We start from the raw sequence: 23,485 nt of genomic DNA on the forward strand, positions 1-23,485 counted from the left end.
GGACATGGGCCCCCGTGGGACCCCTGTTCGATTACTAATCTTCTTTTTCTTCTAATTTTTCTTCTAAGCGGCGGATTCGTTGTTCTAATTGTTGCAGTTCGTCTTTCGTCACCAAATCGAATTTATCGATCACTTGTTTGATCTGTTCGCGCACGATGCGCTGCAATTCTGCTTTTCTTTCGTCTGTTTGCTGCTTCCACTGTTCAATAATATCCTTCGATTCTTCAAGCGACAATTCTCCTTTTTTCACCAACTCATCAATTAATTTTTCCACTTGCTCCTTGCTCGCTAACGCCAATCCGAGTCCAAACGCCAGTCCTTTTTTAAGAATGCTCATAAGCTTGCAGCCTCCTTTAAGTTTTTACATCATGATATCACTTTCACAACGTTGTGTCGAGCGCTCCTATTCTCCGTGAAAGCGCCCCTCCCATTGACCAATAAAACATTTCCCCGCTTTTTATAGATTTCCTCCCAAGATGTCTTTTTTGTTAATTTTCCTTTTAGACTGTCTTTTTATGAATCAATATTTGTCTTCTGTTTCAATAAGAAAAACGCACCTATTTATATAAAAAAGCACCGACTTTTTTGCAAAGTCAGTGCCTTCATCAACAAATCCATCATCTCCAAGCTTTCCACTCACCACTGTCCGGGTCGATAGAAACAAGGCGAAGCCAGCCGTTTTTTCACTTTTCTGCGGAAATAAGGATCGTCTTCGAACAAACGCTCGATATTTTGCTGTGGTGCTTCGATAATGACGAGCAACCGAAGCGGAGAATGGAATATTTCTTCGTCAGACGCCATGACCGACTGCCACGGAAGCCCGGCGAGCAAATCGCTTGCGTTTCCTTGCATGACGCCGATCCCAGCCGTGACCGTTTGCGTCGTTTTGTTTCCGCTTCCGTAATAATGCGGGGCGACAGTCGATGCGTAATATTGCAAATTAATCCATTGCGCCACTGTCACCGGCCCGGTGATGATGTTGGCGAGCGCCTCGCCGGATGGATCTTTGCGCCAGTCATAGCTATGGAGAAATACTCTCCCTTCTAAATTACAATGCTTTGTTAACTCGCGGCGGCCAATGATCAACACCGCGTTGCCGGCAAGCCCCCATTCCGGACGGATTTCGCTCCAGTCTTCCGCACGGCGATGTGCTTCGGCAAGCGGTTCTTTCTTCTTGCCCTCTAAGCCCGGCAGCTTCGACAATCGCTCGTTATTCGCATTGCGGCTTACTTTTTCCAGCTTTTCTTGCAGCATATCAAACGCTTTTTGAGCCGCTTCCGAAAGCGTTGGTACATAAAGCCAGCAAAGTTCATCGACCGTTGTCATATGCTCGGCAGCAACAAAAACAGTGTCTTCTGGAATAACGATTCCTTCCTTTGCAAGGCCTTCCCGCACCTCTTTCAGGTTACATAGCGCGGCAAACACACGAGCATTGAATCCTCCGGCTGCCCCGCCGCACGCACCGCAATCAAGCGAAGAGGCGTAAGGATTGTTCGTTGTTGTGCTTTCATGGCCACAGACAACAACAAGCGGCGCAAATCGACTTGTGAGCCCCATTCCTTTGAATAGTTGATATACGTATCGTACTTTTTCCTCGGTAGAAAAACCCACTGGAAGATCCGTTGTTTCTGTTGTTTCCAAAGAAGATTCCCGATTGAGCGAAAGTTCTGTTGCCGGCTTTTGCGCCCAATTGTCTTGAAACTGGTGAAATACGCGTCCCGCTCCGCTTGGCGCTATACTTCGGGCAAGCGTATGCAAACCGAGCAAAGGTCCACTTACCTCTGGAAGCAACAAACTCGCAAACAAATGCCGCTTCATTTTCTTAAACGTGTGGCTGACCGAAAGCAGCGCGTTCCGCCGCCTGCGATATTTTTTTACATTCTCTGCCGATGTAAATTCTTGAACTTCATGCCGCGGCTCTACAATCACCGGGCAAGAAGCGTGTGCATGGCTGCTGTCTAGTTCACGCGTTTTGATGGGAAGACCGAAAAAACCAGCGCACCCGTATGTTTCAAATGGTCCTGCCTGCTCTAAATGACGACGGAAAGGCTCAGAACGAATATCCATACAAAAGATAAGCTGCGCGGCTGCTTGTTTTGGCTCATTTTCTTGGGAATGGGATGTAATCATCTCCTTTAGCCGCACCTCTTGCGTATCTTCCCATGCCTCGAGCCAAAGCTTGCCGCGAACGATTTTGTCGAAACGATAAGCAAACGATAAACGTGCTTTCTGCTCAGCCTGTGGCAATTGCAGCCACTCTTTTGGCGTCAACCCTCCCCAATGCATCCATGCGGCTAGAAGCGGAAGGAGAAACGTTTCGTTGTCATCTTTTTGTTTCGCAAATGGCAAATACGGAGCGATCAATGCCCACTCAAGCGAAAGACGAATTGCTAAATAATCAATAAGCAGCAAATGCGCTTGGCCGGACTGCTGCGAACGCCACAGCAGCATTCCTGCCCAACCAGGCAAGGAAAGAAGATGCGCTTCCAAATAGTCTTTCATCGCGCCATGCGGTATGCCGAGCAACATCAACGCTTGTCGCAATGCTTCTTCGGCATCATGCGGCAAATCTTGCAATCTCTCGCGCTGCTGTTTGCGTAATGATGGATCGTTGATCACAAGCTTCCGCCATGCGTAATAAAATCCTTTTTCTCGATATGGCATTGTCCATGAAGCTTGCGATTCATCTAAAAATAATTTGCACCATTTGATCATTTGATGGTCAAGCATACGCGCCCATTTCTCTTCTCCTTGCTCTTCAAGGAGAAGGCTTAGCGGTCGGATTAGTAAACGTTTGAAGTCGTATCGGAATCGCATGTCTTTCATTTTTGCCGCCAAACTTTTTAATGATGAAGACATTAACAGCTCGTTAGGAATTTCTTCGTGTAAAAGCGCAGCGCGGCAAAAACGTTCCGCTTCCTCACGCGGCATCGTCAGCGGCTGCTCATCAAGCCAGCGCTGAAGCCGCATTTCCAAAAACTTCGGATTCAGTTCCCCTTTCCGTTGAGCCGCGCGAAACATGGACATGCTTGGGTAAAGATCAATATCTCGCAATAATTTTAAGCGATGCGCAACTTGCTCAAACGAAAAGTGTTCTAGCCCCATCCATGGATGACGCGCGACAAACGTGGCAATCGTCCAAAGCGGGGCAATTGCCTTGCTGGCGTTTTTGACAAGCGCGTTTACATTTATATCTGTTGCGACATTTTCTCTCCGTCGCTCATGCACATTAGGACGTTCGAGTAATACGGTTGTCGTATTCATCCCCTAAATCCTCTCCTTTTTTAAATAATCTGCAAGATAATGCGGATGGCTTTCCACCGACTCGGAACGCGGTTCGCCAATATGGACGAGCCACATATACAATCGCACAAATGAATCTGATGAACGATGTGTGGAAAACCATATGCCTGCCAATCCGCCAGTGATTAAGATAAAGACAGCTGCCATTTCTGTGATGATAGATGTCCTAAATAACGGCACCGACGTATGCAATAGCTTCATGAAACTAACGTGCACCGCTCCAGATGCTAAGGCTAATCCTGCCAATACGATTAATCCGATCGTTCGTCCATTTTCGAAAACGGCGATCCTCCCCCAGACAAACGCAAGCGACCATCCAAGAATAAGGGCGCTTAACAATTTTGCGTTTTCTTCTGGTGACGTAAGCCAAAACATTACTCCTACGGCAAGACCAGCTGCCGCTCCGGCAAATAGCCATGTTTTGGACAAGTTTCGTGATCGATGGATGGTTTTATTCGGATTCGGCACGACCGAACCAGATTGTAAAAATAATGTCGCTTTAAACAAACCGTGCAACACTAAATGAATGACTGCCGCAACATAAGCGCCTAACGCGCATTGAATGAGCATCAATCCCATTTGCGCCATCGTGGAGGCAACTAATTGCCGTTTATAGTCGACTTGAACAAAACTAATTCCTGTGCCGATGAGCACCGAAATGGAGGCGAGAACCAGCAACAACATTTGCGATATATCACCGCTAAACAATGGAGAAAATCTTGTCAACAAAAGACCGCCCGCATTGATCAAACCAGCATGCATTACCGCTGAAATCGGGGTTGGTGTAACCGCCGACTCTAACAGCCAGCGCTGAAATGGCCATTGTCCGGCTGGAATGATCGCTGCCAATATAAGCAGCACATTCACCCCTGTTTTTTCCCACCATTCGAGATGGCGGATGCTTTCTGAGGACAAGGCAAGCGACAGCTGCCAATGTCCGGTTGCACTCCATAACCACAAACCAGCAGCAAACAAAGCAAGCCAGCTTAGTGAAAATACCATAGCCATACGCACCGCCGCTGTTCGTGCCGGACGCCATTCCCTTTTTAATCGTGTCAGCTGCGCAAGCCCCAATAGCGGCAAGCCCCAAAAGAGAACAAGCAAACGAATATCATTGTTCATCCAAGTCAGCGCCGCGGTACTGACCGTAAAAGTAAGCAGGGAAAAATACTTACGATACGCACGGTCGCCATGCAAATAACGGAGGCAAAAACGCGCTATCATCCAGCCGAGCGTCAAAATAAACAGCGCCATAAACCAGGCGAGAATATCAGAACGCCATAATCCGGCCGCGGCATGATGATCAGCGAAAATCAGCCCCGCTAACGCCGCAGCAATCGGCAACACCATCACTCCCACATGCACCTGCACATAATATAGCGGCATGCGCCGATCTAGAAGCAATAAAGAACTGATGAGAGCCATTCCAACCGTTGCGAATAACAAGATGAACCAAACCAACCGAATCCCCCTCTCTCTTTTCCGCAACAAAAAAACCGGCTATGTCGTCCTCTATCCACCGTGTTTTCCCTTTTCCATCAAAAGGGTACACGAATGGCATCGAGTACACATAGCCGGTTTATCTTCAACGAGCCTATGAAGGCTTTTTGAAGATCTACCAAATGCACGTATTACTGTTCTTCGGTTTACTTTCAACCACTCCGCTCTAAACGGACTGTTTGAAAGTCTACCGAATGCGGAACATTCAGATTTTATTATTATGTTATTTAATCTATACAGAAACGTAAAGTTTGTCAATACCATATTTACTTTATATTACTATTGTCCCATGTTCGGTGAATCTTTTTTACATCAAAACAAAAGCGGATGCCATCACCGCTAATTCATCGAAAAAGCTCTTCAGCAGCCGTTCGCTGAGCGCACCTGCCGCATAGTGAACGAAAAGAAGTGGAATAGTATCATTGACATTCGATGGAACAGTCAAGAATGCAAGAAGAACTCCGTACGGCGAGATTTAAATTTATCCCTCCCACATCGGTCGCGAGCGGAGTGAGCATAGAAGTATTGCCGGATTTATATTGCCATACGATTCAAATCGTCAATATCTGCCTTGTTGGCAATCCTGACAAAAAAGAGTTTGTCCTTGTGGATGCCGGAATGCCAAAAACGGCGGACGATATCATCGATGTCACCGAAAAGCGGTTTGCGCAACAGCGTCGCAGGATCATCTTACGCACGGCCATTGACACGTCGGCGATTATGACTGTGAAACATTGAACGTTCTGTTTATGTCAGAAGCGAGATGCTTATAGAAGCAGCTTCCGAGCCAACCGTCGTGAGCGAATGGTGCGAATGTCAGCGTTTTTCCAATGAACCGATCGATTAGGCGTCATGTCACCGCTGCTGCAGGGCACGGTGCCGCACCTGAGTTCCGATTTACAGGACATGGAGCGCCAGTATCAGGTGCGCGCTACTATCGACTGTTGGAACGACGCCCGCGAATCGGTAAGAAAACTGCGGCATTGCAGCCAGAAACGGCTATTACAGGACATGGAGCGCCAGTATCAGGTGAAAAACTGCGGGAAGGATTAGCGAAGTTAGCGCGCGAGTTTGACCAAATCGCCATGCCGGATTATGGAAAATATGTTCAATAACAAATTCGCCTCCTGTAAACAGCGGGAGGCGCCACTTTTACTGGTGATACGCGTAATTGAATAGCACATACGCCGCAACAAGCAATCGTTCCATTCTATAGCCTTCGTTCACCCAACGTATAACGCCAGCGCAACAGCCGCGAACGTTTCCCTTCGGCGATCATTTTTCCATCTAACCAGACTTCCGTGCGGGAAACCATTTCCGGCGACTGAAAAAACAGCGTTTTTCCCTGTATCTCTACGATCATGCGCTCACGCAGCTTCAACTTGTTTTTCCATGAATAATCCGTACGCGCCACTGCGACAACCGCTCCATTTTGCACAATATGCCACGTATCATTCACACGAAACAGTTTTTCCCGCTGCTCTATGATTTGTACCGAAGTTCCGTCCGCAAATGCAAAAGACAAATTTAAATACCACTGATTTTGATCGGACAAAATACTATTGACAATGCGCTGCCATGGAAGCGGAAAGAAGCGCCAAAACTCCCCCATCTTTTTCGTTCCCTTAAACAAGCGCTTTTTTCCAGTCCAAAATCGTTCCGCCATATGCGTATGCCAAACATCTTCGTCTTCCGCCCCTTCATAAGAGGCATCACGCCAAGCCTGCCAGCGTTCGATTCCCCAAATCAATAGCACCCCTGCTAGAAATCCCGAGACAATAAGCAGCTGTCCCCATTCAAATTTTCCTAAAACCAAAAAACGCAATGCCATCCCAATCGATGCAACAACGAAAAATAACAACAATCTCCCCAAAATGTCCCTCTCCTCTCCAAATAGCAGTAGACGAAAGAGGAGTGGAAAAAGTTTCATTCGCACAGCAACGCTCCATTTTCCTATCGTCCTTACAACCGCTGAAATTCCGGCGTTTCCATCAGGCGCGCGAAAAACCGTTGTTTCGCTTCCCGGTACGCTTCCATACTTTTTCCTTCGTATGCCTTTTTCAATTCGTCATATTCCGCTCTGTATGTGTCATTCGCCAACAACACTTCACGGAATTTCCAAAAGATGTCTAATTCAGAACCGATAACGGTTAGTTGGACACCTAATGGCGGATCGGTCGTATCATCTTGAAATGCGCGGAAATAGTCCGTTTGCACGCTTCCCTCATTGATTGCATATAAAGCGGACAGTTTCTCTACAGCAACAGTAAATATTTCCGCAGGAACCCGCACTTGAATATCAAGATCCCCTTTGGTGAGGCTATTGGGAATCGCCGTGCTTCCAACGTGCTGAATATCCGCTTCCGGCAACAGACGCAAAATTTTTTCCTTCTGTTCCAAAAAGGTTTTTTCTGCTTGTTCGTGAAAATGGCTTTGCTCTATAAAATGAACAAGTTCCATTTTGTTTCCTCCGATCACTATAATAGTTTTGCCATATAATATTCATCGATGTACTGTCCATGAATAAGAAGAGAATGCCGTTTGATTCCCTCCCGTTCAAACCCCATTTTGCGATATAACGATACCGCGCGTTGATTGTTGACGACTACCGTTAATTCCAACCGATGAATGCCTTTCGTGCGAGCCCAACGCTCCAATTCGCAAACAGCATCGTACCGATTCCTTTTCCTCTATACGAAGCCAGCATGCCAATGACGATATATACCGTATGCTTATTTCGTCTCGCACGCCCTCCTCTTGCGACTAAATACCCAACTAGCTTTCCGTCCGCCTCTGCCACCAGTATCGTGGAGTTTTCCTCATTCTGCATCGCTTCGATTTGGCTTCTCTGCAGATCTGGAGTGAGCGTTCGTTCCCCTGCCTCAAACAGCATAAATTCTGCTTCTTTTTCTACTTGCAAGATGAGGTGTGCCAACTCTTCTGCATCGTCTACCGTCGCATGCCTTACGTTCATCTTATCTATCCTCCTCCAAATATTCCCGCGCCAAATCACGATTTCGATATCGCGCCATAGCGGTTTTCAGTTTTTTCAACCCTGCTTTTTGATAAAACTTCTCTTTTCCAGTAGTAGCAATTAAATGCACGCAAGAAACGTGCTTAAGCTGCTCAAGCAAATCCTCGATAATTGCTTTTCCGATGCCATTTGCTATTGTAGGTTTTACCTTTTTGGCAGTGTTCCTAGAAGAGCTTGAGATGGTCGTGTTTATGATTCCGTTAACATCGATAACCAATCCGGTCCTAAATATAGTACTCGGTGTATTAGGGATTATATCAGGAAATCTATGTACTTGGGAAAAAGATCAATGTAGAATACTTTTTCAATCTCTCCACTTTTTTGCTTGTCATATTTGCTGCGGGATTTTTAGTAAGCGGAATCGGGGAATTTCAGCAACTCGGTTGGCTGCCATTCGGCAATGAAACCTTATGGGATACAAGTTCAATCTTGAGCAGCGACAGTGCTGTGGGGCACCTGTTGCACGCATTAGTAGGCTACACCGATAAGCCAACAAGTTTACAAGTGATCAGTTATGTTGTTTATTTAGCCTTAATTGGAATTTCGTCAATAGTTCGGAAACGGACATAACAAGCAACTTGGCCGTTTGATTACACTTCATGTTCCCAGCTAATTTATCAATATCGGAGTCAGACGATAAGAGAAATGGAAAAAGCCGATTTTTCCTCAACGGAGGAAAAATCGGCTTGTATTATTATCTTTTCGACTCTAAATGCCTATTAATAACTTCTGATTAATGAAATGAATTATTTTTTAGCACTACCTATTACTTTTTATTCCACAAACTACACCGGCGGCTCTTCCTTGTACACTTCAATTCTCATAAAACACCTTCTCACGAATACGATAAAACTTTAATTCACTGATTCTCATTTCGTTATAGGCTTCATAATCGTATGGTTCATTAATTGATCAATTAAATCTCTCTTGATAAATTTTTTAATATAATTATAATAGTTTAAAAGGCTTGGTATGAATAATGTTTCAACTAAACCGCCCTTTCATTGAAATAAGAAAATCAACGACACTCTTTAATAATCGAGCATTTAAAATAAAAAACGCCACCCCGACCGGAGTGACATTCTGTCTCAACATTTCCACGATACCATCATAACACGTCTAAACAAAAATATTCTGTCATTTTTTATATTCATTTGTTCATTAAATTTATTTCCTCAATTTGTGCTTTCAGCTCTTTTATATATTCATTGTTCTCGTTCACATAATTTTTCAACATCTTCCCAAGGTATTGAAGCCCATTTACAGCATCACTAAAAAACCCGTCTCTAACAAGCTCGTATAAACTATAAAACTTTCGCACTTTGTTGTCGTGTAAATATACTTTCTCTGGATGATTCTTCTGGATATTAAACACAATAACTTCATTTTCTTTCCGATCATATCCTAATATAGGACCGAGTGGAGAACGAATTTTTATAGTTGGATGTGTAAAAACAAGCCTTTTTTAAAATACCAACTATAAATAGGCTTTAATTTTTCTAGCATGCTTTTAAGTAATCCTAGTTGTTCGTCTAGTAAATCTTCAATTTCTCTACTAGTAGTTTCATGCTCTTTATATTGTTGTTCCAATTTTTGTAACAAGTCTTCTACGTTGATATTTAAATCCATATATCACACCCCCTTTATGATGAGTTCATCAGAAAAGACCTTGTTTTAATGAACATCAAATAGGTAAATGAACACGGAAATCGTTTATCTCGCCATACAATATATTAATGAAAATTTACTACAGTTTGTTTGTTTAATCACCCATGCTTTTTATCTTTTTTAGGATTTTAATGCTCACATGATTTGAACGCTATTTTGTTTCTTTATTTATCTACTCGTCTATTCTTGGGGTTGTATCTAAATATAACGGGGAAGAAAATGGACGAGCATGTCGTCATATCTTTTACATAACACTAAAGAAGGAGGGTATGAGATAATGACATCAATTGAACTTTTCGCATGGATATTATCAGCAATCTTAGGGATTAGCTTTATTATTTCTTTAGCGGCAGTAGCAAAAAAACCAAGGTACATTGCTGAAACGGAACATAAAAGGATTCATCCCCCTGAAAAGGAAAAATAACCATAATAACGAAATATAACGCTATACTCGAACCACTTTTCCTTCTCACCAATGTAACTTAGTTACTCTTGTGTTTCTAACTTCGGAATGGAACCATCCAAGAAAACGAGCAGCTCCATTCCAAAACTTCAAAAAGAACTGCCTCCTTTGGTTTTACGAGAATTTATTTAAGCTTCTTTTTGAAACTTTATTCATTCCACTTGCCACTCAAAGCTCTGGCGATTTGCGCCAACATAAACGCATCACAGACGTTATCGCTCGCCACTGTGCTCAAATCCCCAGAGAACCATTTATCTTTTTTGCATTACCTTTACCGGTTGTAAATTTTTTTACCGAAGACGTTGAAACCTCGTGGCAGCTAAATTAAATCCTGCCTGAAGAAGTTTAGATCGGAGTATCCAATCAGTTTCGTACTGAACACTGACGGCGGATCCCTTTGAATCGTAAAAACCCTTGATGAAAAAACATCTTTTTCTGCATGTATTCCTAACTCTTTTAGCAATATCCGTGAATCTGTGTAGGGCCCGGCCCTTTTCTCTATCCGATTATTTCCTGCCAATATAGTTGCGTACACCACTTTCTCGCCGTATCATTTTATATAAATTCATACATAGAAAGGGGGCGCGCCATTGACAAAACAGCTGCCGCCAGGCCAATTTGAAACGGAAAAATGGCCGATTCTTCATGATGGGGATGTTTATCAATTTGATGAATCAACATGGGAATTCCGCTTATTTGGGGATGTAAAAGAAGAAGTCTCTCTTTCCTATCAGCAAGTAATGGAACTGCCAAAAACAATCTCGACGATCGATATGCATTGTGTGACGACATGGTCGAAGTTTGATACGACATTTGAAGGGATTGCCTTTCGCGAGTTTTTGCGCTTTGTTGAACTGGCCCCAGATGTGAAATACGTGAAAATTTACGGCTACTTAAAAGGAGACCGCTTCGGCTATTCGGCGAACTTGCCGCTCGAGGCGCTGATGGGCGATGACGCGCTATTTGTGTACCGCTGGAAAGACAAACGTCATGACTGGCAGGATATTTCCCCAAAACATGGCTATCCGCTCCGCTTTATTCCACCTGCATCGTTTTATTTATGGAAAGGAACGAAATGGGCATCTGGAATCCAGTTCATGAAAAAAGACGAGCCGGGATATTGGGAACAACGCGGCTTCTCGATGACCGCCAATCCGTTTAAGGAAGAGCGCTTTGCCGATCCAAACGATATGTAAAACTTTTTTGAAAAGTTCATTGTATTCACTCCTAAAAAACGAGAGTTTCTTTTTTAGAGTTCCTCTCAGCTTGCCGACAAAGTCGACAAGCTGAGAGAGAGTCTTTTCTAAGACAACCTCTTTTTATTTTTTGCACTCTTCATACACGGAAGAAACGGGCACACAACGATTTTCTTTTACTGCCATGTTGCCCATTCTCAACCTTTACATTGTCCTTTTTATACGCTCTATCCAGTTTTTTTATTATTGTCTTGGCATCATTCGAGGTTTTTTATTTTTTTTGCATTTAGCACATATTTTCATTAGAAAACCTATTTAATGTGTATATGGCTGTTTAAAGGTGGTTCTTGCATTCCTTTGGTTGAAAATTCAGATAATTGGGATAATAAGTCGAAAAATTCTAATTTTTCCCTTTCCTGATATTTGCGAATATTAAGAAGCAGAAAAAAATAACTTTAGCATGGTTATTTAATAAGAGGCTGCCTCAAGAGGTCGATTCAACGGCCTTTTGAGACAGCCTCGCTGCATATATGCACTATGCATGATGCGTTGCCGCTTGTTTTTGCATCCACTGGTGCAAACGGACAAACAAGAGCATAAATACAATCGTGATCATCGCGCCTTTTACTGCGTTAAACGGCAAGATAGCCGAAACAACCAATGCCCTTGTTTCCGGCGCGCTCATCGCCGGGGCTCCTAGAAAGATCGTATACGCCGGCAGAAACACGTAGTAGTTCAATACGCTCATCATCAGCGCCATAACGGCGGTGCCAATGACTAAACCAGCCAGCATTCCTTTTTTTGATTTTGTTTTATGATATACGTAATATGTCGGCAAAATAAACGTAATCCCGGCCATAAAGTTGGCGATATGACCGACCGGAACGCCGGTAGGACTGCCGACCATGAAATAATTCAACACATTTTTCAGCAATTCAACGGACACTCCCGCCAGCGGTCCGTACAGAATCGCGGCGATCAATGCAGGAATGTCGCTGAAATCCACCAATAGAAAGTTTGGAAATGGCGGAAGCGGAAAGTTTAACAGCATCAGTAAATACGAGATGGCGCTAAACACTCCAATTAAGACAAGCGCGCGGATATTCATTTTTCTCATGTCGATTCTCCTCTCCTTCTCGTGATTCATCCTCACAAGAAGAAGGCTGCCAACTTTGAGCGTCAAATAAAAAACCCTTAAGTGTTCACACTTAAGGGAGAAAAAGGGTATGCTCAAATAGACGTTCGATCGCGCAACATTCGAACGCCGGCAAACCTTCATCTTCTCCCATCCAGACTATACTGTCGGCTCCGGAATTGCACCGGATCGTGCCTATGCGGCTCGCGGGCTGAGAAGCAAATTGCTTCATCACCGCCGGTCGGGAATTTCACCCTGCCCCGAAGATGAATCGTATTATATTTTTTTAATATTATTATATAATTTCTTTATGCGTTATGTCTATCATCAATGCAGTGCATATGAATGCTCTTTTTTCTCACACCAACATGATTTTTCATTTTTATGATAAAATAAAGAAGGAAAAAGATAGTAAATAATAAGGAGCTGACTATCATGAAAAACGAAATCATTGAACGTTTTACGAAGTATGTTCAAGTTGACACCCAGTCTGACCCGAACAGTGATACTTGTCCCTCCACTCCGGGTCAATGGACGCTAGCGAGAATGCTGGTAGAAGAATTAAAAGCAATCGGCATGGAAGAAGTAACAATAGACGAAAACGGCTATATCATGGCAACATTGCCCGCAAATACCGATAAAGATGTGCCAACCATTGGCTTTTTAGCCCATATGGATACGGCTCCCGAATTTACCGGCGCCAATGTAAAACCGCAAATTGTCGAAAACTACGATGGCAATGATATCATATTAAATGAGGCGCTACATATTGTGCTTTCGCCGAAAGATTTTCCGGAACTTGCAAACTACAAAGGCCATACATTAATCACCACCGACGGCACGACGCTGCTTGGCGCGGACAATAAAGCGGGAATCGCGGAAATTATGACGGCGATGGCCTACTTAATCCAACATCCGGAAATTAAACACGGAAAAGTGCGCGTCGCGTTTACACCGGATGAAGAAATCGGCAGAGGGCCGCATAAGTTTGACGTCGCTAAGTTCGGTGCTAAATATGCGTACACAGTCGATGGCGGTCCGCTTGGCGAATTAGAGTATGAAAGCTTTAACGCCGCGGAGGCAAAAATCAAATTTAAAGGAAAAAATGTTCATCCAGGCACCGCCAAAGGCAAAATGATTAACTCGATGAAAATCGCGATGGAATTTCACGCACAGCTTCCTGCCAACGAAGCGCCGGAACATACGGAAGGCTACGAAGGATTTTATCATTTGCTTTCCTTCCAAGGAAATGTCGAAGAAACAGCGCTTCATTACATTATCCGCGACTTTGACCGCGAACAATTTGAAGCGCGCAAAACAAAAATGCGGGAAATCGCGGCAAAACTGCAAGAAAAATACGGAAAAGAGCGAATCGCGATCGAAATAAAAGACCAATATTATAACATGAGAGAAAAAATCGAACCGGTCCGCGAAGTTGTCGATATCGCCTATGAAGCGATGAAAAACTTAAATATTGAACCGAAAATTTCGCCGATCCGCGGCGGCACGGACGGGTCGCAGCTTTCGTACATGGGGCTGCCGACGCCAAACATTTTCACGGGCGGCGAAAACTTCCACGGCCGCTATGAATACATTTCCATCGACAACATGATCAAAGCAACAAACGTCATTATTGAAATTATTAAGCTGTTCGAGCAAAAAGCGTAATATAAAAGCTGGTTCCAACGGCGTTTTGGAACCAGCTTTTTCATATTTAGCGAAGCTGTTGAATGCGGCCTTCGATTTGGGCATCAAATGGCTGAGGAAGCTGTTGAATATAATGGATGAGCGCCTCTAAATCGACTGGTCCTACTTCGCGGCTTTTCCCTTCCGTAAATACCGTAAAGTTATCTCCTCCATCAGCTAGGAAGCTGTTTGCTGTAACGGTGTATTCTGCATTTGGATCGAGTTTTGCGCCGTTTGGCAAATAAATATCGACGACTTTGTCTGTTGGTTTGCTTGCATCCCAAGTATATGTGAGACCGGAAATTTGCAGCATGCGTGTTTGATTCGACTGCCATTGTTGGTTCAATAGCTTACGGATTTGCTCGCCCGTGAGCGTCATTTTTACGAGCTGATTGCTAAATGGCTGTACGTTATACAGCTCTCCCCATGTCACTTCTCCTTGTTCAATATTGGCTCGAATGCCGCCAGGATTCATAAAGGCGAAGTCTGTTTTCATCGCTGTCCGCTGCGCATCCGCAATCAAATTTCCTAACGCTGATTCCCCACTTGCATTTTGCTCAGCGCTAATCGTCGTTTTTGCCGTACCGATGACTTGGTTAATAATTGGAGATACCTTTGCTTCATACTTGTCAATGAATTTCGTAATCTTCGGATCAGGTTTGATGCTATCTTGATAGGTAGTCACAATTTCTGCTTTTTTCGCAACAACGTCTTTTGTCCGCCGATCAATTGTTAAATCCACATCAGAAAAAGCAGTTCCATAAGAATATGATTGAACAAGCAGTTTGCCGTCCACTTCGGCGTTTAAATACGCATGATTATGACCAGCAAAAATAACATCGACTTCATCATCCACTGTTTTCGCGATGTCTACAATTTCTCCACTCGCGTTGGAACCATCTTTATTAGAAACCCCTGGATTATGCGCAAGGACAACGATTGCGCGCACCCCCCGCCGTTTTAGTTGTTTCACCGCCTCGTTAATCGCCTCCGCTTCATCCGTGAATGCAACCCCAGCCACACCGCTTGGAATGACGATGCTTGGCGTGTCGGATAAAGTTACTCCGATAAAACCAATCGGTATTCCTTTCACTTTTTTAATAACATAAGGCGGAAGAATCGGTTTGCCTGTCTTTTTATCTATTACATTCGCGCTTACGTATGGAAAATCCGCACCACGAAAATAGCCGGTTTTTGGATGCGTCCCCCCATAAATGAGGCGAAGCATTTCGTCGACCCCTTCATCAAATTCATGGTTTCCGGGCACTCCCACATCAAAACCTAACTTATTTAGAAACTCTATCGTTGGCTCATCCTGCAGCAGTGCCGATACAGGTGAACTAGCCCCAACAGCATCTCCTGCATGGACAAGAAGCGTATTTTTATTTTCCCTTTCCCGTTGTTTTAAATACGCAGCTAAATAATCCGCTCGCCCGACCGCTCTTCCTCCAACGTTTCTTGTTACATCAAGCTGTCCGTGAAAGTCGTTAATTCCTAGCAATTGTACATCGATGTAACGGTGCTGATACGCATCCGCTTTCAGCTGCTTTTCTTCATCGCCAGCTTTTCCAGCCGCAAAGACATTTCCCGAAGCGATCATCGTCGATAACATCAAGGCAGGGACAGCCGTTTTCAGCCATTTTGAAGAAATTTTCATCACATTAATTCCCCCTTTTTGTTTTTCTACTATTCAGCATAATTTTTCGTTCTATCAAAATAATAGAGTCAAATGACTTATTTTTTGCTAAACTATTGTAAATTTTCTATAAAATTAATATAGTATCCTTACCATGATGCGCCGCGACATTTCCCCATCACTTCGCCTCCATGAAAATACCCCTTGGTTGCCCAAGGGGTATTCGCTATGCTTTTATCGATTTTGATTGAACGCCAACGGCTTTAGCGTTTTACAAATTTTCTTTCCCTTCTACACCGTTAATGGAGTAGCTTGCCGTAATGTTGGCATTTAACGAATGGGATACAGAACAGTACTTCTCTTTCGACAATTGAATAGCGCGGACGACTTTGTCTTCTGGCAAATCCCCTTCTAACACATAATGAATGTGAATATCCGTAAACCGTTTTGGATGATCGTCTGCACGGGTTCCTTCCACTTCTATATAAAACGATCGAACTTCAAGCCGCATTTTTGTCAAGATCGATATGATATCAATTCCCGTACATCCGGCAAGCCCGTGTAAAATTAATTCCATCGGTCTCGCCCCGGAATCTTGTCCCCCTGCTTCTTTGGAAGCATCAATCGGAATTTGCACTCCTGATGCGCTCATCCCTGTAAACGACATTTGCCCGTTCCACGTTACTTTCGTTTTCATTTCTTTTCTTCCTCCTCTTTCAGTTCCAGCGATAAAATAACCATGTTATCATCTAGTTTACTTTGCCAAAAAAATAAATGCAAAAAAAATACCTTCCGTTGATATGTTCTATTTTCCTTCTAGCGTTTTTTTTCATGCATGGTAAAATAAAAACATGCACAAATTTGATAAGTAAAGGGTGTAGAGAGGTTGATGGAAAAAGCACTCATTTTGATCACAGCTTACCTTCTTGGATCGATTCCGTTTGCGCTCCTTGTCGGAAAAATAGGATACGGAATCGATATTCGCGAGCATGGCAGCGGAAATCTAGGAGGGACAAATACATTTCGCGTCCTTGGCGTAAAAGCAGGAATGATCGTCACATGCGGGGATATGCTAAAAGGGACGCTGGCAGCAAGCCTGCCTGTATTGTTCTCCGTGCACATACATCCGCTGTTAGCAGGAGTGTGCGCTGTCATCGGACATACATATCCGATTTTTGCCAAATTCCGCGGCGGGAAAGCGGTCGCAACATCGGCAGGTGTGATGCTGTTTTATTCACCGTTTTTGTTCGTTTCGCTTCTTACTGTCTTTTTCATTGTTTTATATATTTCCAAGTATGTTTCGTTATCTTCGATGTTAGCCGGGGTATATGCCGTTATTTATACCATCTTTTTTACTGATGACATTCCACTAATGATCGCAGTATCGTTATTAACGGCGTTTATCTTTTACCGCCACCGCGCGAATATAAAACGCATTGTCAACAAAACGGAACCAAAAATCAAGTGGCTGGGCGGAAAATAAACGATCTTATTATTTTGAGCAGCAAGAAAGGAGTTGGATCATTGAAATTACCAAGCGAATTCATCGAAAAAATGGAGAGGCTTTTGGAAGACGAAGCTTCTCGTTTTTTTTCCACCTATCATGAAGAAAAAGCAAACGGGTTGCGGTTCAACCCATTGAAAATCGACCGCGAGACGTTTTTAACGCTCGTCCCGTTTGTACTTTCCCCCGTTCCGTTTTGCCCAACTGGTTTTTATTATGACGCACACGAACAACCTGGAAAGCATCCGTATCACGCGGCAGGGCTCTATTATATCCAAGAGCCGAGCGCGATGTTTGTAGCTGAAGTGTTAAAGCCTAATCCAGGGGAGTTTGTTCTTGACCTTTGCGCCGCACCTGGCGGAAAAACGACGCAGCTTGCGGCAATGATGAAAAATCAAGGGCTGATTATCGCCAATGAAATTCATCCGAAGCGCGTCAAAGCACTATCGGAAAATATCGAGCGGTTTGGGATTACAAACGCGCTTGTTACGAATGAAACACCGGAAAAGCTCGCGAAATATTTCCCTGGGTTTTTTGACAAAATCTTAGTAGATGCTCCATGCTCGGGGGAAGGCATGTTTCGAAAAGACGAAGAAGCTGTGCAATTTTGGAGCCAAGCGCACGTCGAACAATGCGCCATCAAACAGCAGCATATTTTAGATTGTGCATACGAGATGTTAAAAGAAGGCGGCATTCTCGTCTATTCCACTTGCACGTTTTCTCCTGAAGAAAACGAACAGACCATAGAAGCTTTTTTACAAACATATGATGATCTTGAATTGCTGTCGATTGAAAAAGTTCATGGCATTCAGCCGGGAAGACGGGAATGGACGAACACGAACTTCGAGGAAATGGAGAGAACGGCTCGGCTATGGCCGCATTCGTTAAAAGGGGAAGGCCATTTTGTCGCGAAAATAAAAAAAACAGGCCCGTCCCCTTCATGGAATGGACGCTATGCCAAGCCAAACGCCTCCAAACAAATGGTTCGCGAGTATCGGCAGTTTGAACAAGAAGCATTGCAAACAGAAATCGAAAAACCGATGTATGCCTTTCAACACCATCTATTCGCCCTACCTGACCACTGCCCGAATTTCGATGGCCTGAAAGTCGTGCGGGCAGGTCTTCACTTAGGAGAAGCGAAAAAGCAGCGGTTTGAGCCGAACCATGCACTTGCCTTATCGCTAAAGCCGCAAGACGTTCGTTACTCCCTTGACTTGTCAAGCGACAGCGTAGAATGCCTAAAATATTTGCGCGGAGAAACGATTCAGACGGGAGAAGACCGCGGCTGGCTGCTTGTGACCGTTGATGGTTATCCGCTCGGGTGGGGAAAAGAAGTAAAAGGTATGGTGAAAAACTTTTATCCGAAAGGACTGCGAATCAACTAATAAATAGGGGCGCGCTTACAAGCGGCCCTTATTGTTTTGCCGATGTCGGAATCGTCAGCGTAAATACAATTTCATCCTTTGCCAAATCAATTTTCCGGGCGGAAACTTGATAACCGTTGCCGAAACGAATATCAGTAAGCGCCACATACACGCGGTTAACCTTCGGATCAATGATCACTTCATCCGGCAATGGCGCGTGTTTTCGTAAATATCTTAACACGTACGAGACCGGAAGCTCCCAATCGCCCAGCGATATTTCCGGACTTTCTAGCACTACATTTCCGCCTTTAACCACTTTCGGAATAAAGGAAACGACAAGGTCCATCTTCCGGCCAAATACAGGGAGCTTGCTTGCCACATACACTCGATCATCAAGCCAAACTCGATATTGCACGGGATGGTCTTTTGCTTTTTTACGAATATAATCATTGATCACCGTATTCAAATGTTCTTTGTTCGAATATACCGTAAACGTGGCTCCTTTTACTTTTTTCGGAGACGGCACCGATATCGGTTTAGCCGGCTGAAACAACCAAACAGCAAAAAGCATCACAACAGCAATATCCAATACCACCAATGTCCAAAACCATTTTTTCCAATTCATTGTTCCAAACTCCCTAACCACATTTCTTCGTGTTGCTGCAATTGTTCATACACACGTCTTGCGATTAATTCATACCCTACTTCATTTGGATGAAACTGGTCGCTATATAACACATCATCCCGGCCATCAAACAAATCTTTCACATTGACAAAAATCGTCCGATCATAGCGCGCCAACACCGCTTTGCTCCCATTATTCCATAGCTTGATAACATCGTTGATTTCCGGAATATTTGGAAGCAAGTTAGAAAATGGATTGTATAAGCCGACAAGAACAATAGTAGCATGTTGGTTATATGTGCGAATCATTGCCAAAAGATGATCCAACCGCTCGGCAAATCGTTTTTGTTCCTTCTCAAACAAAGTGTACGATAAATCAAAAAAATGGGAGCGAACAATTTTCATCATGTCATTGCCGCCGATGGTGATGAAAATAAGATCCGCCTGTCGGACTTCGTTTGCGTGCTCATGGACAACATCATCAAGCTTGGAAATCCGTAACCCTCGCTTTCCAAAATTGATGACCGAGAGCGTTCGCACCCCTTTATGCTGTAATAATTGTTGGCGCAACCGAGAAACATATCCGCCTTTTTGTTCATGATCCCCTACTCCCTCTGTTAGCGAATCGCCAAGAGCGAGCACGCGAATATCTTTTGGAAAAAAATCATTAGCAACCGTACGCGGTGTCAGCTTTATTTGCCGTTCAGGCAAGCTGGCAGCGTTGATTGCCTGCTCGGAAGAACAGCCCGCGCAATAGAGCAACAATAAAAAAATCAATCCCCATTTTTTCATTATTCTACACCTGCCTTACCTTGTAAACACACATGAAGAAAACACGAAAAGGCAAAAATGTATCTACATTTTTGCCTTTTATGACGATTGCAAAATCTCAATATGCTCTAAAATTTTTTCATACGGAACATCTTGCACCCCACTATAAGTTTGGACAATCGTACCGTTTTGGTCAACAAGATAAAACTCTGTTCCATGGATCACTTGATCCTCATTTTTCGGTTTTTTTACAATCGTTTTAAAGTTTTTCTCGGCAAATTTCTCAATTTCTTGCTGGCTGTATCCTGTAAGCAAATGCCAATTTGATAAATCACCGTTAAACTTTTTCACATACTCTTTTAACTTTTCCGGTGTATCTACTTCCGGATCGACACTAAATGAGACAAATTCAACATCAAGCCCTTTTTCTTTCGCCTTTTTTTGCAACTTAGCCATATTGGCAGTCATTGGCGGACAAACAGTCTCACAATTGGTAAAAATAAAGTCGGCAACCCATACTTTTCCTTTTAAATCTTTTAAACCGAATGGCTTCCCATTTTGATCCGTATACGTAAAATCATCAACCGGCCAATTTTTTGCATCAGGAATGGTTTTTCCGCATGCAGCAAGAAGTACGATGACAAGTAGAACGACGAATCGCTTCATCTTTCCTTTCACCTTTCTCTTCACCTGTTTTCTTCTATTCTGCATAATACATAAGGCCAATGGCGCCCGGTCCGGTATGGATCGAAATCACCGGCGTTGTTGCGACAATATCGATGGAATGATATCCAGTCGCTTCCATGATCGATTGTTTCAGCCGTTCTGCTAATGCGAGCGCATCGGCATGGACGATCCCAACAGCCCGAATCGTTTTATTCGATATATCTTCTTTAAATTGATTTGTCAAATATTTGATGATTTGTGAATAACTGCGCGCTTTCGCAATCGGTGTATACATTCCATCGACAAGCGCTGCAATCGGTTTAATGTTTAAAAGCGAACCGATCAATGCTCTTCCACGGCCAATACGACCGCCTTTTACGAGGTTGTCTAATGTATCGACTGTGACGTACAATCGCGTACAGCGACGGACGTTGCGCAGACGGTTTACAATTTCCTCCACACTTTTCCCCAGTCTTGCCTGTTGCGCTGCTTCCAACACTTGAAATCCCAGGGCAAGCGAAATAAACTCCGAATCTACCACTGTCACATTTGCTTCCGCTAATGTCGCGGCATACTGCGCGGAGCGAACAGTGCCGCTTAGCTCACCAGCCATATGGATCGAGATAATATCGCTTCCATCTTCACCAAGGCGGTTATAGATTTCGAGAAACTCGCCGACAGAAGGTTGAGAGCTTTTTGGCAATTCCTCTGCTTCTTTCATTTTTTCCATAAACTCATCCGGGGTGATCGTTACGCGGTCGATAAACGCTTCCTCACCAATCGTAAAGCTGAGTGGGACTACCTCAATCCCATGCTCTTGCAACACCTCTTTCGGCAAATCGACCGTTGAATCTGTTACAACTTTCACGTTCTTCATAAATTCACTCCCAATATTTAAGCCATATGTACAATTATACAATGAAAAGAGGAAAATTCCTATAAAAATCTAGAATGTCCTGAAGAAAAGTGAATCTTTTTTTCATAAAGGGGGTGAACTGCATAAAAAGAGATAAAACCAAAAAAGCGATGGAATTTTCCACGTCTATTCATTTTATTATCATATCAACAATATGTGTGGAAAGTTTGAAAAAATATCGAAAGACATATGAACTTATGTGCGACAGTCACAAAATGGCAATGACTAAATAAAAAGTTGTTTTGCCGAAGCAAAACAACTTTTTTAGGTTTAAGCATTGTTTTTTAAAACATCGGCCTTAAAAATTTGCTCATAAACAGGCCATTTTAGTACTTTTTTCAAATATTCCCGAAACGAGTAAACAGAACGAGCATTACGGGATCGATATACTTTGGCAATAAACGTTTCTAAGCGCAATTGAATCATAAATCGGTACGTGTTATCTTCCTCCAATACAGGAATTTCGATAATCTTCACCTTCTGCCCATAAGCATTTTTGAACTCTAGGCTTTTGAATAGCAAAATATCAATCCTCTTTTTCACCGATTTACTTTTATTATACACCAAATCGGTAAAAAAGCATGTCAGAAATGTGCGAAATATTTACGACTTTTTTCGTGTTTTTTCACTAAATGAGTAAATGGAATAAGTTTGGATTTTTATTCACTTCTTGAAACGGAAACCCTTTTTTCTTCATGCGCTCAATGAGCGGCTCGTAATCTTCGCGGCGTTTTAATTCAATGCCGACCAACGCCGGACCGTTTTCTTTGTTATTTTTCTTTGTGTATTCAAAACGAGTAATATCATCGGTAGGCCCTAATACTTCATCTAAAAATTCGCGAAGCGCGCCGGCACGCTGTGGAAAATTGACGATAAAATAATGCTGCAGTCCTTCATAAATCATCGAACGCTCTTTAATTTCCTGCATTCGATCAATGTCATTGTTTCCTCCGCTGACAATACAGACAACCGTTTTCCCACGGATTTTGTCTTTGTAAAAATCAAGTGCTGCAATCGGAAGCGCCCCCGCCGGTTCAACGACAATTGCATTTTCGTTATATAGCTCTAAGATCGTTGTGCATACTTTTCCTTCCGGTACGACAACAATATCGTCAATGATTTCTTTACAAAGCGCATACGTTTTTTCGCCAACCGTTTTCACTGCCGCTCCATCCACAAATTTATCAATCTCTTCTAATGTCACAACATGCCCTTGCTCGAGGGCAGCTTTCATCGATGGTGCACCTTCTGGTTCCACGCCAATAATTTTTGTAGCTGGAGAAATGCTTTTCACATATGTACCAATCCCAGACATCAATCCGCCACCGCCGATGCTCGCAAACACAAAATCAATCGGCTCTTCACAGTCGTTCAACACTTCTACACCGATCGTTCCTTGTCCGGCAATGACATATTCATCATCAAACGGATGAATAAATGTGCGTCCTTCTTTTTTGGCACACTCCATTGCTTCGTTAAATGAATCATCAAACGTATCGCCTACTAAAACAATGTCGACCATATCTTTTCCGAACAGCTGTACTTGCGATACTTTTTGTCTCGGCGTTGTCGCCGGCATGTACACCTTTCCATGCACGCCTAGCGCCCGACATGAATACGCTACTCCTTGCGCATGGTTGCCTGCACTAGCGCAGACAATGCCGTTTTTCCGTTCTTCTTCGCTTAAATGTTTCATCCGGTTGTATGCGCCACGAATTTTGAATGAGCGTACGACTTGTAAATCTTCGCGCTTCAAATACACGTTACATTCGTAACGTTCCGATAATAACGGATTTTTTTGCAGCGGAGTATGGTGTACAACATCTTTTAACGTATGATAAGCGATTAAAATATCTTCAACATAAACGGTTCCTTGTTTTCGTTTAAGTTGTTGTTCCATGTTTTCGTTCCCTTTCTTTCTAAGTTGTCTTTTTAATTTGTAAATTATAGCACAAATTTTTAAAAAGGAAAGGGAATTTTCAAAAAGTTTACAAAAAATATTTCTCCCCATTTTTTTCT

General features: G+C 43.3%; 21 protein-coding genes, 4 pseudogenes and 1 riboswitch. Of the genes and pseudogenes, 7 read left to right on the plus strand and 18 right to left on the minus strand.

Annotated features, from left to right (window positions below; genetic code table 11):
* Nucleotides 1-34 precede the first annotated feature (34 nt).
* The 4 genes and pseudogenes from NXM86_RS09440 to NXM86_RS09455 form a co-directional block, all read right to left on the minus strand.
* On the minus strand, nt 35-337 hold the full coding sequence (locus tag NXM86_RS09440) for a phasin family protein (protein WP_015863859.1): 303 nt from the start codon (nt 335-337) through the stop codon (nt 35-37).
* Between the two features lie 280 nt (nt 338-617).
* Nucleotides 618-3,264, minus strand: a pseudogene (locus NXM86_RS09445) (DUF2309 domain-containing protein).
* A gap of 3 nt (nt 3,265-3,267) precedes the next feature.
* On the minus strand, nt 3,268-4,728 hold the full coding sequence (locus NXM86_RS09450) for an NADH dehydrogenase subunit 5 (RefSeq protein ID WP_412761340.1): 1,461 nt from the start codon (nt 4,726-4,728) through the stop codon (nt 3,268-3,270).
* A 382-nt stretch (nt 4,729-5,110) separates the two neighbouring features.
* Entirely contained in the window at nt 5,111-5,248 is a 138-nt protein-coding gene (locus tag NXM86_RS09455; protein ID WP_498957910.1) for a hypothetical protein, read from the minus strand.
* 2 nt (nt 5,249-5,250) lie between these two features.
* Between NXM86_RS09455 and NXM86_RS09460 the strand changes: the two are divergent.
* Nucleotides 5,251-5,918, plus strand: a pseudogene (locus NXM86_RS09460) (MBL fold metallo-hydrolase).
* Nucleotides 5,919-6,013: 95 nt separating this feature from the next.
* Here NXM86_RS09460 and NXM86_RS09465 read toward each other — a convergent pair.
* From NXM86_RS09465 to NXM86_RS09480, 4 genes and pseudogenes are all read right to left on the minus strand, one after another.
* The gene (locus NXM86_RS09465) at nt 6,014-6,676 is read right to left on the minus strand and encodes a hypothetical protein (protein ID WP_498957911.1); all 663 of its coding nucleotides are present in this window, start codon (nt 6,674-6,676) and stop codon (nt 6,014-6,016) included.
* A gap of 89 nt (nt 6,677-6,765) precedes the next feature.
* Nucleotides 6,766-7,263 carry a GrpB family protein gene (locus NXM86_RS09470; protein WP_081188680.1) on the minus strand — a complete coding sequence of 166 codons (498 nt, stop codon included), beginning with the start codon at nt 7,261-7,263 and terminating at the stop codon, nt 6,766-6,768.
* 17 nt (nt 7,264-7,280) lie between these two features.
* Nucleotides 7,281-7,777 (minus strand): annotated as a pseudogene (locus NXM86_RS09475) (GNAT family N-acetyltransferase).
* A 1-nt stretch (nt 7,778) separates the two neighbouring features.
* Nucleotides 7,779-7,964 (minus strand): annotated as a pseudogene (locus tag NXM86_RS09480) (GNAT family N-acetyltransferase); the annotation flags it as partial.
* 194 nt (nt 7,965-8,158) lie between these two features.
* Here NXM86_RS09480 and NXM86_RS09485 point away from each other — a divergent pair.
* On the plus strand, nt 8,159-8,407 hold the full coding sequence (locus NXM86_RS09485) for a hypothetical protein (protein WP_498957912.1): 249 nt from the start codon (nt 8,159-8,161) through the stop codon (nt 8,405-8,407).
* Between the two features lie 864 nt (nt 8,408-9,271).
* Here the strand turns inward: NXM86_RS09485 and NXM86_RS09490 are convergent.
* Nucleotides 9,272-9,466 carry a hypothetical protein gene (locus NXM86_RS09490; protein WP_498957913.1) on the minus strand — a complete coding sequence of 65 codons (195 nt, stop codon included), beginning with the start codon at nt 9,464-9,466 and terminating at the stop codon, nt 9,272-9,274.
* 316 nt (nt 9,467-9,782) lie between these two features.
* Here NXM86_RS09490 and NXM86_RS09495 point away from each other — a divergent pair, with 316 nt between their 5' ends.
* On the plus strand, nt 9,783-9,929 hold the full coding sequence (locus NXM86_RS09495) for a hypothetical protein (protein ID WP_169712556.1): 147 nt from the start codon (nt 9,783-9,785) through the stop codon (nt 9,927-9,929).
* Nucleotides 9,930-10,558: 629 nt separating this feature from the next.
* Complete coding sequence (locus tag NXM86_RS09500) at nt 10,559-11,164, plus strand: molybdopterin-dependent oxidoreductase (protein WP_081188683.1); 606 nt, start codon at nt 10,559-10,561, stop codon at nt 11,162-11,164.
* 535 nt (nt 11,165-11,699) lie between these two features.
* On the opposite strand, the gene NXM86_RS09505 is transcribed toward NXM86_RS09500, so the two are convergent.
* A complete protein-coding gene (locus NXM86_RS09505; protein WP_081188684.1) occupies nt 11,700-12,281 on the minus strand; it encodes an ECF transporter S component in 582 nt (193 codons plus the stop codon).
* Between the two features lie 156 nt (nt 12,282-12,437).
* Nucleotides 12,438-12,571, minus strand: a riboswitch (FMN riboswitch).
* A gap of 163 nt (nt 12,572-12,734) precedes the next feature.
* Between NXM86_RS09505 and pepT the strand changes: the two genes are divergently transcribed.
* The gene (pepT, locus tag NXM86_RS09510; RefSeq protein WP_081188685.1) at nt 12,735-13,967 is read left to right on the plus strand and encodes a peptidase T; all 1,233 of its coding nucleotides are present in this window, start codon (nt 12,735-12,737) and stop codon (nt 13,965-13,967) included.
* A gap of 46 nt (nt 13,968-14,013) precedes the next feature.
* Here the strand turns inward: pepT and NXM86_RS09515 are convergent, their stop codons facing one another.
* Complete coding sequence (locus tag NXM86_RS09515) at nt 14,014-15,642, minus strand: bifunctional metallophosphatase/5'-nucleotidase (protein WP_081188686.1); 1,629 nt, start codon at nt 15,640-15,642, stop codon at nt 14,014-14,016.
* A gap of 250 nt (nt 15,643-15,892) precedes the next feature.
* Nucleotides 15,893-16,318 carry an OsmC family protein gene (locus tag NXM86_RS09520; protein ID WP_081188687.1) on the minus strand — a complete coding sequence of 142 codons (426 nt, stop codon included), beginning with the start codon at nt 16,316-16,318 and terminating at the stop codon, nt 15,893-15,895.
* 192 nt (nt 16,319-16,510) lie between these two features.
* Between NXM86_RS09520 and plsY the strand changes: the two genes are divergently transcribed.
* Nucleotides 16,511-17,104 (plus strand): glycerol-3-phosphate 1-O-acyltransferase PlsY, encoded by a 594-nt coding sequence (plsY, locus tag NXM86_RS09525; RefSeq protein ID WP_081188688.1) that lies wholly within the window; start codon nt 16,511-16,513, stop codon nt 17,102-17,104.
* Nucleotides 17,105-17,145: 41 nt separating this feature from the next.
* On the plus strand, nt 17,146-18,510 hold the full coding sequence (locus tag NXM86_RS09530; protein WP_081188689.1) for an RsmF rRNA methyltransferase first C-terminal domain-containing protein: 1,365 nt from the start codon (nt 17,146-17,148) through the stop codon (nt 18,508-18,510).
* A gap of 28 nt (nt 18,511-18,538) precedes the next feature.
* On the opposite strand, the gene NXM86_RS09535 is transcribed toward NXM86_RS09530, so the two are convergent.
* From NXM86_RS09535 to ilvA, 6 genes are all read right to left on the minus strand, one after another.
* Nucleotides 18,539-19,114, minus strand: a complete 576-nt coding sequence (locus NXM86_RS09535; RefSeq protein WP_498957914.1) for a YpmS family protein — start codon at nt 19,112-19,114, stop codon at nt 18,539-18,541.
* Nucleotides 19,111-19,905: an SGNH/GDSL hydrolase family protein gene (locus NXM86_RS09540; RefSeq protein ID WP_062754128.1), complete on the minus strand. Its 795-nt coding sequence runs from the start codon at nt 19,903-19,905 to the stop codon at nt 19,111-19,113. The genes NXM86_RS09535 and NXM86_RS09540 overlap by 4 nt, the downstream gene beginning before the upstream one ends.
* Before the next feature lie 78 nt (nt 19,906-19,983).
* A complete protein-coding gene (locus NXM86_RS09545; protein ID WP_062754376.1) occupies nt 19,984-20,550 on the minus strand; it encodes an SCO family protein in 567 nt (188 codons plus the stop codon).
* A 34-nt stretch (nt 20,551-20,584) separates the two neighbouring features.
* Nucleotides 20,585-21,427 (minus strand): DegV family protein, encoded by an 843-nt coding sequence (locus NXM86_RS09550; protein WP_081188691.1) that lies wholly within the window; start codon nt 21,425-21,427, stop codon nt 20,585-20,587.
* Between the two features lie 309 nt (nt 21,428-21,736).
* Entirely contained in the window at nt 21,737-21,988 is a 252-nt protein-coding gene (locus NXM86_RS09555) for a YpmP family protein (protein WP_062754133.1), read from the minus strand.
* A 106-nt stretch (nt 21,989-22,094) separates the two neighbouring features.
* On the minus strand, nt 22,095-23,366 hold the full coding sequence (ilvA, locus tag NXM86_RS09560; RefSeq protein WP_062678652.1) for a threonine ammonia-lyase IlvA: 1,272 nt from the start codon (nt 23,364-23,366) through the stop codon (nt 22,095-22,097).
* Between the last annotated feature and the right edge of the window lie 119 nt (nt 23,367-23,485).

Origin of the sequence: Geobacillus sp. CX412 (genome assembly GCF_027942335.1) — a bacterium.
Taxonomy (GTDB): Bacteria; Bacillota; Bacilli; order Bacillales; family Anoxybacillaceae; genus Parageobacillus_B; species Parageobacillus_B toebii.

Bases quoted from the DNA above. Each gene is read 5' to 3' on its own strand.
- plsY (WP_081188688.1), top strand. From the start codon at position 16,511: ATGGAAAAAGCACTCATTTTGATCACAGCTTACCTTCTTGGATCGATT.
- ilvA (WP_062678652.1), bottom strand. From the start codon at position 23,366: ATGGAACAACAACTTAAACGAAAACAAGGAACCGTTTATGTTGAAGAT.
- NXM86_RS09545 (WP_062754376.1), bottom strand. From the start codon at position 20,550: ATGAAGCGATTCGTCGTTCTACTTGTCATCGTACTTCTTGCTGCATGC.
- NXM86_RS09440 (WP_015863859.1), bottom strand. From the start codon at position 337: ATGAGCATTCTTAAAAAAGGACTGGCGTTTGGACTCGGATTGGCGTTA.
- NXM86_RS09470 (WP_081188680.1), bottom strand. From the start codon at position 7,263: ATGGAACTTGTTCATTTTATAGAGCAAAGCCATTTTCACGAACAAGCA.
- NXM86_RS09450 (WP_412761340.1), bottom strand. From the start codon at position 4,728: ATGGCTCTCATCAGTTCTTTATTGCTTCTAGATCGGCGCATGCCGCTA.
- NXM86_RS09520 (WP_081188687.1), bottom strand. From the start codon at position 16,318: ATGAAAACGAAAGTAACGTGGAACGGGCAAATGTCGTTTACAGGGATG.
- NXM86_RS09550 (WP_081188691.1), bottom strand. From the start codon at position 21,427: ATGAAGAACGTGAAAGTTGTAACAGATTCAACGGTCGATTTGCCGAAA.
- pepT (WP_081188685.1), top strand. From the start codon at position 12,735: ATGAAAAACGAAATCATTGAACGTTTTACGAAGTATGTTCAAGTTGAC.
- NXM86_RS09515 (WP_081188686.1), bottom strand. From the start codon at position 15,642: ATGAAAATTTCTTCAAAATGGCTGAAAACGGCTGTCCCTGCCTTGATG.
- NXM86_RS09490 (WP_498957913.1), bottom strand. From the start codon at position 9,466: ATGGATTTAAATATCAACGTAGAAGACTTGTTACAAAAATTGGAACAA.
- NXM86_RS09535 (WP_498957914.1), bottom strand. From the start codon at position 19,114: ATGAATTGGAAAAAATGGTTTTGGACATTGGTGGTATTGGATATTGCT.
- NXM86_RS09505 (WP_081188684.1), bottom strand. From the start codon at position 12,281: ATGAGAAAAATGAATATCCGCGCGCTTGTCTTAATTGGAGTGTTTAGC.
- NXM86_RS09495 (WP_169712556.1), top strand. From the start codon at position 9,783: ATGACATCAATTGAACTTTTCGCATGGATATTATCAGCAATCTTAGGG.
- NXM86_RS09540 (WP_062754128.1), bottom strand. From the start codon at position 19,905: ATGAAAAAATGGGGATTGATTTTTTTATTGTTGCTCTATTGCGCGGGC.